Here is a 12,678-nt window from a genome sequence, read left to right as displayed (position 1 = left end):
CGCACGGCCGAGGGCCCGCACTCCGAGCGAGTGCGGGCCCTCGGCGTCTGCGTTCCCGGGGCTACTGGGCGCCGGCCGAGCCGGAGAGCAGGTCCTCCAGCTCCTCCTCGCGCTCCTGGGCGGCCACGAAGAGCAGCTCGTCGCCGCCCTCCAGGGTGTCGTCCTTGCGGGGCACCAGCACCCGGCCCTCGCGCAGGATCGTCACCAGCGCGGTGTCCGGCGGCCACGGGACGTCGCCGACCCGGGTGCCGACCAGCTCGGTGTCCTCGGCGAGGGTCAGCTCGACGAGGTTGGCGTTGCCCTGGCTGAAGCGCATCAGCCGGACCAGGTCGCCGACGCTGACCGCCTCCTCGACCAGGGCGGACATCAGGCGCGGGGTGGAGACGGCCACGTCCACGCCCCAGGACTCGTTGAAGAGCCACTCGTTCTTCGGGTTGTTCACCCGGGCGACCACCCGCGGCACGCCGTACTCGGTCTTCGCGAGCAGCGAGACGACCAGGTTGACCTTGTCGTCACCGGTCGCGGCGATCACCACGTGGCAGCGCTGCAGCGCGGCCTCGTCCAGCGAGGTGATCTCGCAGGCGTCGGCCAGCAGCCACTCCGCCATGGGCACCCGCTCCACCGAGATGGAGTTGGGGTTCTTGTCGATCAGCAGGACCTCGTGGCCGTTCTCCAGCAGCTCGCCCGCGATCGAGCGGCCGACGGCGCCGGCCCCGGCAATGGCGACTCGCATCAGTGACCTTCCTTCCGCGGGCCCTGCGCGAACGCGGCCTCGACCGCCGTCAGGTCGGACCGGCGCAGCATGACGTGCACCAGGTCGCCCTCCTGCACCACCATCTGGGGCGAGGGCAGCAGGCCCTCGCCGAGCCGGGTGACGAACGCCACCCGGGCGCCGGAGGCCTCCTCCAGCTCGCCCACCCGGTGGCCCACCCAGTCCGGGGCGTAGGCGACCTCGGCGAGCTGGACGGCGCCGCTCGGGTCCTGCCAGAGCGGCTCGGCGCCGCTCGGCAGCAGGCGGCGCAGCATCTGGTCGGCCGTCCAGCGGACGGTGGCGACGGTGGGGATGCCCAGGCGCTGGTAGACCTCGGCGCGGCGGGGGTCGTAGATCCGGGCCGCGACGTTCTCCACGCCGAAGTTCTCCCGGGCCACCCGGGCGGCGATGATGTTGGAGTTGTCACCGCTGGAGACGGCGGCGAAGGCGCCCGCCTCCTCGATGCCCGCCTCCTTCAGGGTGTCCTGGTCGAAGCCGACCCCGGTCACCCGGCGCCCGTTGAACCCGGCGCCCAGCCGGCGGAAGGCCGTCGGGTCCTGGTCGACCACGGCCACCGAGTGGCCCTGTTTCTCCAGTGCGCGGGCGAGTGCGGAGCCCACCCGGCCGCAGCCCATGATGACGATGTGCACCGGCGCTACCTCACCCGTCCTATTGGGGCCATGACCTGCGCAAACACCGCTCAATCTCCGTTTCCCCGCCCCGCTGTCCGGGGTGGGCGTCCTCGTGGGGCTCGGCACGACAACCACAGTGTTGCCCGCCCGCTCGTATCCGACACGCTAGCCGGTCCACCGAACACAGTCGCGACGAAGGGGGCATCAACGGGGGGGCGTGCGTCGGCCCGGGCGTCGTAGTGCCCCTACGATTCCTTAACGTGCCTATGCCGACTGACCTACCGAAGCGCATCCTCATCGGGCGTGCGTTGCGCAGCGACAAGCTGGGGGAGACGCTGCTCCCCAAGCGCATCGCGCTGCCCGTCTTCGCCTCGGACGCGCTCTCCTCGGTCGCGTACGCGCCCGAGGAGATCCTGCTGACCCTCTCCCTGGCGGGCGCCTCCGCCATCCACTTCTCGTGGCAGATCGGCGTCGTGGTCGCCATCGTCATGCTCGCGGTGGTGGCCTCGTACCGGCAGAACGTGCACGCGTACCCGAGCGGCGGCGGTGACTACGAGGTCGCCACCGTGAACCACGGCCCGAACTCCGGCCTGGTGGTCGCGAGCGCGCTGATGGTCGACTACATCCTCACCGTGGCGGTCTCCACCACCTCGGGCGTGGCCAACGTGGTGTCGGCGGTGCCGGCGCTGCGCGGCCACGAGCTGACGCTGTCGGTCGTCGTGGTCATCCTGCTGATGGGGATGAACCTGCGCGGGGTCCGGGAGTCCGGCACGGCCTTCGCCGTTCCGACCTACGCCTTCATGCTCGGTGTGCTCGGCATGGTGGTGTACGGCGTGGTCCGGCACTTCGGCCTGGGGCAGGACATGCCCTCCGAGAGCTCCGGCTTCCACCTGGAGCCGACTCCCGGCAACGAGTCCCTGGCCGGCTTCGCCATGGTGTTCCTGCTGCTCAAGGCGTTCTCCTCGGGCTGTGCGGCGCTGACCGGCGTGGAGGCGATCTCCAACGGCGTGCCGGCGTTCCGCAAGCCGAAGAGCAAGAACGCGGCGACCACGCTGCTGATGATGGCGACCATCGCCGTCGTGATGTTCATGGGCATCATCTGGCTGGCCCGGCTGACCGGTGTCCAGATGGCCGAGGAGCCGCAGCAGCTGGTCGGCGCGCCCGGTGACTACCACCAGAAGACCGCGCTGGCCCAGATCAGCGAGGCGGTGTTCTCGAACTTCACGCCGGGCTTCTACTTCGTCGCCGCCGTGACCGGGCTGATCCTGGTGCTGGCCGCGAACACCGCGTTCAACGGCTTCCCGGTGCTGGGCTCGATCCTGGCCCAGGACCGCTACCTGCCGCGCCAGTTGCACACCCGCGGTGACCGGCTGGCCTTCTCCAACGGCATCATCCTGCTGGCGCTGGCCGCGATCCTGTTCATCATCGCCTTCGACGCGGACCCGACGCGGCTGATCCAGCTGTACATCGTCGGCGTCTTCGTGTCGTTCAACATGAGCCAGTCCGGCATGATCCGGCACTGGACCAGGAACCTGCGCACCGAGACCGACCCGGCCAGGCGCCGCCACATGCAGCGCAGCCGGGCGATCAACACCTTCGGCCTGGTGATGACCATGGCGGTGCTGATCGTGGTGCTCGCCACCAAGATCAGCCACGCCTGGATCGCGATCGCGACGATGGTCGTGCTGTTCGTGATGATGAAGGCGATCCGCCGCCACTACGACCGGGTCTCCGAGGAGCTGGTCGCCGCCGAGGAGCCGGACGACGTGGTGCTGCCCACCCGGGTGCACGCGATCGTGCTGGTCTCCAAGCTGCACAAGCCGGCGCTGCGGGCGCTGGCGTACGCGCGGCTCGCGCGGGCGCACACCCTGGAGGCGGTGACCGTGAACGTCGACCCGGCGGACACCGCGGCGCTGCGCGAGGAGTGGGACGAGCGCGGGATCGAGGTGCCGCTCAAGGTGCTGGACTCGCCGTACCGGGAGATCACCGGGCCGGTGCTGGACTACGTGAAGAACCTGCGCCGCAGCAGCCCGCGCGACGTGGTGTCGGTCTACATCCCCGAGTACGTGGTCGGCCACTGGTACGAGCACCTGCTGCACAACCAGAGCGCGCTGCGGCTCAAGGGCCGGCTGCTGTTCAAGCCGGGCGTGATGGTGACCTCGGTGCCGTGGCAGCTGGAGTCCTCGGAGCGGCGCAAGCCGCAGAAGGCCTGGTCGGCGCCGGGTTCCGTCCGGCGTGGTGAGCCGAGGGCGCCCAAGGCCGTAAAGTCGGAAGCCTCGGCGAAGCCCGCCGGCCCGGCCGACCGCAGCACGAAGGACTCCTCCCAGTGACCCGCAACACCCCGTCTCGTTCCCATGGCTCCTCGGGCAAGGGTGCCCGCAAGGGCGGCGCCTCCGGCCGACCCGGGCAGGTCGCCCGGCCACGCTGGGGCAAGCCGTCGCGTCCGGAGGCGACCGACCGCGACGGGTTCACCGCGCGGACGGCGCCGCTCGCGCCGGAGGAGCGCGCCCCGGAGCGCGTGGAGGAGCCGTCGCGCCCTGCGCGCGGCGAGCGCCCGGAGCGTGCCGAGCGCCCGGAGCGCGGCGAGCGCCCGGAGCGCGGCGAGCGCCCGGAGCGCGGCGAGGCGCGCGAGGGCCGGGAGAAGCAGCCGAAGGGCGGCGCGCGCCCGCGCAAGCAGGCCGTGCGCCCGCCGCGGGCGCTGCGCGACGCAGCCGGCGCGCCCCGGGCCGAGTCCGCGCCCAAGGCCTCCAAGGCCCCCAAGGCCCCCAGGGCCCCGAAGGCGCCGCAGGCTCCCACCGGTGACCCGCTGGTCGGCGAGCGCTACGAGGTCGAGGTCGGCGCCGTCGCGCACGGCGGCGGGCACTGCGTGGCCCGGCACGAGGGCCGGGTGCTGTTCGTCCGGCACGCGCTGCCGGGCGAGAAGGTGATCGCGCAGGTCACCGACGGCACCACCACCTCGCGCTTCCTGCGGGCCGACGCGGTGGAGGTCCTGGAGCCCGCCAAGGATCGGATCGCCCCGCCGTGCCCGTTCGCCGGGCCCGGCAAGTGCGGCGGCTGCGACTGGCAGCACGTCACCCCGGGCGGCCAGCGCAAGCTCAAGGTGCAGGTGCTGACCGAGCAGCTGGCCAAGCTGGCCGGCCTGACCCCGGCCGAGGCCGGCTGGGACGGCAGCGTCGAGCCGGTCGGCGGCAAGCTGCCGGCCGGGCAGGTGCCGGCCTGGCGCACCCGCGTCCAGTACGCCGTGGACCAGCAGAGCGGCAAGGTCGGGCTGCGCAAGCACCGCTCGCACGAGATCCAGCCGGTCGACCGTTGCCTGATCGCGGCCGAGGGCGTCACCGAGCTGGGCGTGGAGGCCCGCGACTGGCCGGGCGTCGTCTCGGTCGAGGCGATCGCGGCCTCCGGCTCCTCGGACCGCCAGGTGGTGCTCACCCCGGCGCCGGGCGCCCAGCTGCCGCTGGTCGAGCTGGACCGCCCGGTCTCCATCGCCCGCATCGACGAGCAGGGCAACACCCACAAGGTGCACGGCCGCGGCTTCGTGCGCGAGCGCGCCGCCGGGCGGACCTGGCGGGTCAGCAACGGCGGCTTCTGGCAGATCCACCCGGAGGCGCCGGACACCCTGGTCGACGCCGTCCTCGACGGCCTGGACCCGCAGTGGGGCGAGAACGCGCTCGACCTGTACTGCGGCGTGGGCCTGTTCGCGGGCGCGCTGGCGGACCGGGTCGGCGAGGACGGCGCGGTGCTCGGCATCGAGTCCAGCAAGCAGGCGGTGGCCGACGCCCGGCACAACCTGGCCGCGCTGGAGAACGTCCGGATCGAGTGCGACCGGGTGGAGACGCTGCTGCCGCGCACCGGGATCACCGCGACCGACCTCGTCGTGCTCGACCCGCCGCGCGCGGGGGCCGGCCGCGAGACCGTCGCCCACCTGGCCGGACTCGGCGCCCGCCGGATCGCGTACGTGGCCTGTGACCCGGCGGCCCTCGCCCGGGACCTCGGGTTCTTCCGCGAGGGCGGCTACCGGCCGCTCTCGCTGCGGGCCTTCGACCTGTTCCCGATGACGCACCACTTCGAGTGCGTGGCGATCCTGGAGCCGATCGGGGGCGAGTGACCCCGCGGACGACGGCGGAGGCGGTACCCGGGGCTTGCCGGGTGCCGCCTCCGCCGCTTGTCCGTCGTGCTCGTCGTGGTCCGGTGTCGCGGGCGGCTCAGGGCAGGTGGTGCTCCTCTTCCCGGGCGTCGTGCGGCAGGGCGATGCCGTGCTGGGCGGCGAGCCGGATCAGTGCGGCGATCCGGCCCTCGTACGCCTGGACGCCGTCGGCGTCCCCTGCGGCCCGGGCGGCCGCGAGTTCCTTGCGGGCCTGGGCGAGCTGCTCGCGCAGCTCCTGGTCGAACATGGCTGTCATTGCCGGCCTCCACACCGGTCGGTGCCGCTCCAGGGAATGCTCGGGGCACTTCAGAGTCTCCGAAGGTGAAGAACTCTTCAAGTCTCCCTCCCGGCGGGCGCCGGGCGCCGGGCGCGTGCGGCGGGTGCGCGCGGGGGCCGCGCGCGCCCTTGTTGTGCTAGCACTTCAGCGCTAGCTTGAGGTTCATGGGTAAGAAGCAGCTGAACGTCCGGGTGGACGCCACCACCGCGGAGATGGCCCGGGAACGGGCGGAGCAGCAGGGGATCAGCATGAACCAGTACATCGAGCGCCTGGTCCAGCAGGACATGGGCGAGGCCGGGCGGGTCTTCGTCGACGCGGCCGCACAGTTCATGAAGGAGTACGAGACGGCCTTCCTGGCCGAGTTCGGCGAGCAGCGGGGCGGGGCCGACCTCCAGGACGTGCGCCGTTGAAGCTGGAGGTCGACCTCTCGTGGCTGCTCATGACCGCCGAGCAGTACACGCCCGGTGACCCGCAGGTCACCGACTACGGATCGCTGCTCGCCGCCGTCGCCCGGCACCAGGCCGAGATCTTCGACATCGCCGTCTACCCCGAGCCGCAGGACCGCGCCGCCGCCCTCATGCACCAGCTGATCCGGGTGCCGGCGCTGGAGAAGACCAACGAGCTGTTCGCCACCGCCGTCGCCTACGCCTACCTGGTGGCCAGCGGTTGCACGGTGGCGACCACGGCCCGCGAGGTGCGCAGCCTGGCCCGGGCCGTCCGCGAGGGGCGGCTGAGCGTCTCCGGGGTGGCGGACCGGCTGGCCGCCTGGGTGGTGGACGAGGCCGAGGACGAGGAGGTCAGCGGCGAGGACGACGACGACTCGGAGTGAGGGGAAGGGGCCGCCCGGCGGGCTCAGGCGGTCCCGGCCGGCTCGGCGATCAGCGCGGTCGCGAACGGGCGGAAGCCCGCCCGGCGGTAGATCCGGGCCACGTCCTCGTCGGCCGCCGACAGGAACACCGTCCGCACCCCGGTGGCCCGGGCGTGCGCGACCAGCGCCGCGGTGACCGCCTGCCCCAGTCCGCGCCGGCGCGCCGAGGGCAGCGTGCCCACGCCGGCCACCTCGGTGACCGCGCCGACCGGGTTGTGCTGGCCCGCGCAGAGCGGCGTGCCGTCCTCGAAGGCCGCGGCCAGCACCGTGTGCCCGGAGGCGATCCGCCCGGCGGTCCGCGCCGCGGTGCCGTCGGACCCCAACACCCCCGCCTTCGCGGCGAGTTCCGCCGCTCCGGCGCCGCCCACGCCGGTGCCCGGCTCGTCGAACGCCAGGTGCGGAACGGCCACCGCGTGCGCGATCGCCGGATCGTCGGCGGCCAGCACCCGCACCGTCACCCCGTCCGGCACGCCGGCCGCCGCCTGCGGTCCGTCCTGCGGACCCAGCACCAGCAGCGGGTGCTCGTGCACCGCCAGCCCCGCCTCCTCCACCGCCGGGCGCAGCAGCGGGTCGTGCTCGGCCACCCACTCGAAGGCCTCCGGCAGGCCCAGCTCGCGTTGGCGGGCCAGCACCCGGCGGACGTCCTCGACCGTGGCGGCCGGGCCCCGGTGGCCCCGCGCCGGCCGGGCGTAGTACGGCCAGCCGGCGCCCTCGCGGACGAACAGGCTGAGCGGGCCGAAGTCCTCGACGCGCGCGGCGGCGCGCGGGACCGCGTCGTAGTAGCGCTCGATCTCGTCGAGGAGGGCCCGGTCGGGCCCGGCGGCAGGGGTCGCGGCGGTTGCAGGATCGTCAGAGGTCACGCCGTGCATCCAAGCAGGTCCCTCCCCCCTCCGGCCAGGGATTTGCGGGGCCTCGGCGGGGAGGGCGGGGACGGGCCGGGGACGCCGCACCGGACGCCCCGCGGCCGGCGGCCACCGCACCGACGGGCACCGCGCGAAGGCCACCGGGGGGGGCGTCCGGTGCCCGGGGAAGCCGCCCGGCCCGGGCATTTCCGCGCGATTGTTGCCGAACGCTTACAGGCCGGGCGATCTTGTGTGCGGGCCCCATGGCATCCTGGGGCCTTTACAGCTCTGCCGGACGGGAACGGCGGACGTCCGCGCTGGGCGAAGCGAGGGGGATGACTGGCTCATGAGGCTCTGCTTTCTGGTGGAGGAGCACTACCGGCACGACGGCATGCCGCTCGACGTCGTACGCCAACTCACCGCGTGGGGGCACCGGGTGGACGTGCTGCGCCCCGGCGACTCGCTGATGGCGATCTCCGAGGCGGTCCGCGCCGGGAGCCACGACGCCTGGGTGCTCAAGACCGTCTCCGGCGGGCCCGGCCTCACCCTGCTGGAGGCCGCCGCCGCCGTCGGCCTCACCACCGTCAACGACGTCCGCTCGATCCGCGGCGTCCGCGACAAGGCACTCGCCTCGGTCATCGCCCGCACCCGCGGGCTGCCCGTCCCCGTCACCTACGCGGCCGCCCGCTGGGAACGGCTCGCCGAGATCCCCGCGGCCGAGTACCCACTGGTCGTCAAGCCCGCCGACGGCAGCTCCGGGCGGGCCGTGCGGCTGGTCCGCGACCCCGGGCACCTCGCCGAACTCGGCCCCCTGCTCGCCGGCGAGGGCCTGCTCATCGCCCAGCCCTACGTGCCCAACTCCGGTACCGACCTCAAGGTGTACTGCGTCGACGGCGAGCTGTACGCCACCGAGCGGTGCTCGCCGCTCAACCCCGACCAGGGGGTGCGGGAGCGGCAGGTGCCGCTGCCGGCCGAGATCGCGCGGATCGCCGCGCAGGTCGGCGAGGTGTTCGGGCTCGACCTGTACGGCGTCGACGTGCTGCTCGGGCCGGACGGGCCGGTGGTCGTCGACATCAACGACTTCCCGAGCTTCCGGCAGGTGCCGGACGCGGTGGCCCGGGTCGCCCGGGCGATCCTGCGGCTGGCCCGCACCGGCACCGCGGTCACGGCGCCGGCGGTCGCGCTGGACGCCTCCGGGCTGGGGGCCGTCGGGCTCGGCGCGACGGCGGTCCGGATGCCCGCGCAGGGCGGCGCGGCCGCCGTCGGGGTCGGCGGCGTGGGTGTCGGCGGGGTCGGGGTGGCCGGTGTCGGCGGCGTGGGCGTCGGCGGCGCGCTGTGAGGATCGGGCTGATCACCTCCGCCCCGGACCACCCGCTGCTCGCCGCGGCCGGCGCGCTGCTGACCGCGCGCGGCCACCGCGTCGAGGCGCTCGACCCGGCCGCTCCGGCGGGCACCGGCCCGCTCACCGACGTCCACCCGCCCGCCGACGCCTACCTGCTCAAGGCCCGCACCCCGGCGGCCCTCGCGCTCGCCCGGTCGCTGGAGGAACGCGGCGCCCCCGTCGTCAACCCGGCCGCCGCCACCGAACTCTGCCAGGACCGCACCGCCATGGCCGGGCTCGCCCGGCGGGCCGGCCTGCCGTTCGCGCCCACCCGCACCGCCGACAGCCCCGCCGCGCTGCTCGCGGCGGCCGAGGCGGGCGACCTCGCGCTCCCCCTGGTCGTCAAGAGCCGGCACAGCCGCCGCCACGACCTCGTCGCCCGGGTCGACGACCTCGCCCGGCTGCGCGCCCTCGCCGAGCAGTGGCCCGGCGAGCCCGTCGTCGCCCAGCCCTACCTGCCGAGCACCGGCTGGGACCAGAAGCTCTGGGTCGTCGACGGGCAACTGTTCTGCACCCGCCGGCGCTCCGAACTCGCCGACCCCGGCCACCCCGGGCCGCCGCACGGCGCGGGCGGCTTCGGGCCGGACGACCTGCCCGCCGAGCGGGCCCGGCTCGCCCTGCGCGTCGGCGAGGTGTTCGGCCTCGACGTCTACGGCGTCGACCTGCTGGACGGGCCGGACCAACCGGTCGTCGTCGACGTCAACGCCTTCCCCGGCGTCCGGGGACAGGCCGGCGCGCCCGAGGCACTGGCCGCGCTCGCCCTGCGGGCCGCCGCGGCGGGCACCCGGGGGCGGCCGTCCCTGCCCCGCCCGCGGCCGGGCGCCCCGGCGGATGCGGAACCGGGCGCCGCCGCTCGTTAGGCTGGCACCCCCGGCCCGAGCACACGACCGGGCCGCGAGAGAAGACGGACCCTTGCTGCAGGACATCGAGCCCTACCTGGCCTGCCCGCACTGCGCGCAGCCGCTCACCCGCGACGGGCGCACCCTGCGCTGCCCCGCCGGACACAGCCACGACGTCGCCAAGCACGGCTACGTCAGCCTGCTCGCCGGCGACGCCCACACCGGCACCGGCGACACCGCCGACATGGTCGCCGCCCGCAGCGACTTCCTCGCCGCTGGCCACTACCGGCCGATCGCCGACGCCCTCGCCGAGGCCGCGGCGGCGGTGGACCCCGACGGACTCGTCGCCGACCTCGGCGCCGGCACCGGCCACTACCTCGCCCACGTCCTCGACGCCCTGCCCGGCCGGCCCGGCGCCGCCCTCGACATCTCCAAGTACGCGCTGCGCCGCGCCGCCAGGGCCCACCCCCGGATCGGCGCCGTGGTCTGCGACGCGTGGCGCCCGCTGCCGCTGCTGGACGCCTCCGCCGGACTCGTCCTCAATGTGTTCGCCCCGCGCAACGGCCCCGAGCTGCGCCGCGTGCTGCGGCCCGGCGGCACCCTGCTGCTCGTCGCGCCCACCTCGCGCCACCTGCGCGAACTCGTCACCGCCCTGGGGCTGCTGTCGGTGGACGAGGAGAAGCAGCGGCGCATCGACGAGAAGCTCGGGCCGCATCTGACACCGGCCGGGCAGCGCGAGGTCGAGTTCACGCTGCGGCTGTCGGCCGAGGACGTGCGGACCGTGGTCGGCATGGGGCCGAGCGCCTGGCACACCGACCCGGCCCGGCTGGCGGAGCGGCTCGCCGCGCTGCCGGACCCGGTCGAGGTGACCGCCTCCGTCACCGTCGCCGCCTACCGGCGCTGAGCCGGCGGGTGGGCCGGCGCCGAGCCGGCAGGCGGCGCGGGCCCGTCGCCGCGCCACCCGCCGCCACCCCAATGGGATGAATCTGCCGGGCAGGCACGTTTCTGCCTCCCGACCGGCAGCTAACGTCCGACGGGTGAACCGCGACGTCACCCGGCCCGCCGTGCCGGCCCACCCGCAGCAGCGCAGCCCGGACCCCGGCACGCCGCCCGTCCGGCGCCCGATCGTCGAGGAGATCAGGCTCACCTCCTTCAAGTCCTACCGGCGCGCGAGCCTCCCGCTCGCGCCCCTCACCGTGCTGCACGGCCCCGCCGGGGTCGGCAAGTCCAACGCGCTCGACGCCCTCGCCGTCCTCTCCCGGCTCGCCCTCGGCGAGGAGATCGGCGCCTCCCTCGACGGACGGCCCGGCACCACCGGCCCGCTCGCCGGCCCCGTCCGCGGCGGCCTCGACGGCTGCGTGCCGCACGGCCGCAACGCCTTCATCCTCGGCTGCACCGTCCGCTCCCCGGACGGGCCGATCGGCCTCGAAGTCGTCGTCCGCACCGACGGGCCGGTCCGCATCGCCCGGGAACAGCTCACCCTCGACGGCCGGACCCTCGTCGAGACCGGCGAGCAGGACCTGCGCAACCGCCGCGTCAACGTCAGCTGGCACAACGACACCCGGCAGGGCGACATCCGCGCCCCGTTCCCCAGCGGCACGCTGATCACCGCCCAGATCCCGCTGCGGGTCGCTGGCTCCTCGCCCGGCGAGCGCAAGGTCCTCGCCGCCGCCGAACAGCTGCTCACCGCGCTGCGCGAGGTCTTCCCCGTCCACCCCGTGCCCGCCCTCATGCGCGGCTGGGCCCGGCCCCACCCGCAGGCCCGGCTGCTCAGCACCGCCGCCAACATCTCCGCCGTCATCGCCCGGCTCAGCAACGAATGCCCCCGCCGCTACGGGCAACTGCTGCGCGTCGTCCAGTCCGCGGCCCCGCACCCGCTGCTCGGCCTCGACCTCGCCCACCGCGGCAGCGGCGCCGACCGGCGGGTGCTCGCGGTGTTCGACGAGGGCCTGCTCGGGCGCACCGGCGCCGACCAGGCCTCCGACGGCATGCTGCGCCACCTGGCGTTCGCCGCCGTGCTGCTCACCGGTGCCGGGGTGCTGGACCTCGACGTCGCCGTCGAGGTGCCGTGGGCGCAGCGGCAGCTCACCGTGCTCGCCGACGACCTCGGGGCCGGGCTCGGCACGGACCAGAGCGCGTCGCTGCTGCGGCTCGCCCGGGACATGGCCGGACGCAACCAGCTGCGGGTGCTCGCCACCCTCCAGGAGCCGGCCGCGGCGCGGGACGCGCTGGGCGGGGCGGGCGAACCGGCGCCGGGGACGGCGGTGGTGGAGTGCCGGCGCGACCCCGGCTCGGGGCTGACGGTGCTGCGGACCGAGACGGCACGGGTGCCGGTCCAGGCGGTGCGGGACGGTGCGTCGGCCCCGGCCCCGGCCCCGGCGCCGGTCCGTCCGGTGGCGGGCGATGCGGTAAACCTGGACGGGTGAACGAACGAGAGATCGACGTCCCCGGGCCGACGCTGGAAGAGCTGCGCCGGCGGCTGACGAAGTTCGCCGCGGCGCGCCGCTGGGAGCCCTTCCACACGCCCAAGAACCTCGCCGCGGCGCTGACCGTCGAGGCCGCCGAGCTGCTGGAGATCTTCCAGTGGCTCACGCCCGAGCAGGCGTCGGCGGTGATGGCCGACCCGGACCGCGCCCACCGGGTGCGGGACGAGGTGGCCGATGTGCTCGCCTACCTGCTCCAGTTCTGCACGGCGGTCGGGGTCGACCCGCTGACGGCCCTGGCGGCCAAGATCGAGCGGAACGAGCTGCGCTTCCCGGTCCCCGGCGCCGTCGGCGATGTCAACCCGGAGGATGTCTCCTAAGCCTTGTGGGGGACGGAAGTTGTCCACAGCCCCCGGGTTGTCCACAGGTTTCCGACGCCCGCCCGCACACCCTTCCGCCCCGGCGCACTCTCTCACCGTGACCACGCGGCAAGGCGCCACGTGGGAGGAGGAAGGAGCGTG

At 74.8% G+C, this 12,678-nt stretch carries 13 protein-coding genes; 9 read left to right on the top strand and 4 right to left on the bottom strand.

What is annotated here, in order from left to right:
* Nucleotides 1-61: 61 nt before the first annotated feature.
* Nucleotides 62-733, bottom strand: coding sequence for a potassium channel family protein (locus ACFCLZ_RS13655; RefSeq protein ID WP_380285170.1), 672 nt, complete (start codon nt 731-733; stop codon nt 62-64).
* The gene (locus ACFCLZ_RS13650) at nt 733-1,401 is read right to left on the bottom strand and encodes a potassium channel family protein (RefSeq protein ID WP_380285169.1); all 669 of its coding nucleotides are present in this window, start codon (nt 1,399-1,401) and stop codon (nt 733-735) included. Before ACFCLZ_RS13650 ends, ACFCLZ_RS13655 begins: the two co-directional genes overlap by 1 nt.
* A gap of 248 nt (nt 1,402-1,649) precedes the next feature.
* Between ACFCLZ_RS13650 and ACFCLZ_RS13645 the strand changes: the two genes are divergently transcribed.
* Nucleotides 1,650-3,713 (top strand): APC family permease, encoded by a 2,064-nt coding sequence (locus tag ACFCLZ_RS13645; RefSeq protein WP_380285168.1) that lies wholly within the window; start codon nt 1,650-1,652, stop codon nt 3,711-3,713.
* Nucleotides 3,714-4,189: 476 nt separating this feature from the next.
* Nucleotides 4,190-5,488, top strand: a complete 1,299-nt coding sequence (locus tag ACFCLZ_RS13640; RefSeq protein WP_380286158.1) for a class I SAM-dependent RNA methyltransferase — start codon at nt 4,190-4,192, stop codon at nt 5,486-5,488.
* Between the two features lie 97 nt (nt 5,489-5,585).
* Here ACFCLZ_RS13640 and ACFCLZ_RS13635 read toward each other — a convergent pair whose 3' ends face one another.
* Nucleotides 5,586-5,783: a hypothetical protein gene (locus ACFCLZ_RS13635; RefSeq protein WP_380285167.1), complete on the bottom strand. Its 198-nt coding sequence runs from the start codon at nt 5,781-5,783 to the stop codon at nt 5,586-5,588.
* Between the two features lie 185 nt (nt 5,784-5,968).
* On the opposite strand from ACFCLZ_RS13635, the gene ACFCLZ_RS13630 reads away from it, so the two are divergent.
* Nucleotides 5,969-6,214, top strand: a complete 246-nt coding sequence (locus tag ACFCLZ_RS13630) for a toxin-antitoxin system HicB family antitoxin (RefSeq protein ID WP_344332776.1) — start codon at nt 5,969-5,971, stop codon at nt 6,212-6,214.
* Nucleotides 6,211-6,633, top strand: a complete 423-nt coding sequence (locus ACFCLZ_RS13625; protein ID WP_380285166.1) for a fic family toxin-antitoxin system, toxin component — start codon at nt 6,211-6,213, stop codon at nt 6,631-6,633. The genes ACFCLZ_RS13630 and ACFCLZ_RS13625 overlap by 4 nt, the downstream gene beginning before the upstream one ends.
* A gap of 23 nt (nt 6,634-6,656) precedes the next feature.
* Here ACFCLZ_RS13625 and ACFCLZ_RS13620 read toward each other — a convergent pair whose 3' ends face one another.
* Nucleotides 6,657-7,532 (bottom strand): GNAT family N-acetyltransferase, encoded by an 876-nt coding sequence (locus tag ACFCLZ_RS13620; RefSeq protein WP_380285165.1) that lies wholly within the window; start codon nt 7,530-7,532, stop codon nt 6,657-6,659.
* A gap of 328 nt (nt 7,533-7,860) precedes the next feature.
* On the opposite strand from ACFCLZ_RS13620, the gene ACFCLZ_RS13615 reads away from it, so the two are divergent.
* From ACFCLZ_RS13615 to ACFCLZ_RS13595, 5 genes are all read left to right on the top strand, one after another.
* Entirely contained in the window at nt 7,861-8,853 is a 993-nt protein-coding gene (locus tag ACFCLZ_RS13615) for a RimK family alpha-L-glutamate ligase (RefSeq protein ID WP_380285164.1), read from the top strand.
* Nucleotides 8,850-9,755, top strand: coding sequence for a RimK family alpha-L-glutamate ligase (locus tag ACFCLZ_RS13610; RefSeq protein WP_380285163.1), 906 nt, complete (start codon nt 8,850-8,852; stop codon nt 9,753-9,755). Before ACFCLZ_RS13615 ends, ACFCLZ_RS13610 begins: the two co-directional genes overlap by 4 nt.
* A 52-nt stretch (nt 9,756-9,807) precedes the next feature.
* Nucleotides 9,808-10,638 (top strand): putative RNA methyltransferase, encoded by an 831-nt coding sequence (locus ACFCLZ_RS13605; RefSeq protein WP_380285162.1) that lies wholly within the window; start codon nt 9,808-9,810, stop codon nt 10,636-10,638.
* A 133-nt stretch (nt 10,639-10,771) separates the two neighbouring features.
* Nucleotides 10,772-12,160 (top strand): AAA family ATPase, encoded by a 1,389-nt coding sequence (locus ACFCLZ_RS13600; RefSeq protein ID WP_380285161.1) that lies wholly within the window; start codon nt 10,772-10,774, stop codon nt 12,158-12,160.
* Nucleotides 12,157-12,537, top strand: coding sequence for a nucleotide pyrophosphohydrolase (locus tag ACFCLZ_RS13595; RefSeq protein WP_380285160.1), 381 nt, complete (start codon nt 12,157-12,159; stop codon nt 12,535-12,537). Before ACFCLZ_RS13600 ends, ACFCLZ_RS13595 begins: the two co-directional genes overlap by 4 nt.
* Nucleotides 12,538-12,678: the final 141 nt, after the last annotated feature.

Origin of the sequence: Kitasatospora purpeofusca, from assembly GCF_042691725.1 — a bacterium.
Taxonomy (GTDB): domain Bacteria; phylum Actinomycetota; class Actinomycetes; order Streptomycetales; family Streptomycetaceae; genus Kitasatospora; species Kitasatospora purpeofusca_B.
The sequence above is the reverse complement of the archived record's forward strand: the minus strand, read 5'-3'. Positions and strand labels throughout refer to the sequence as shown.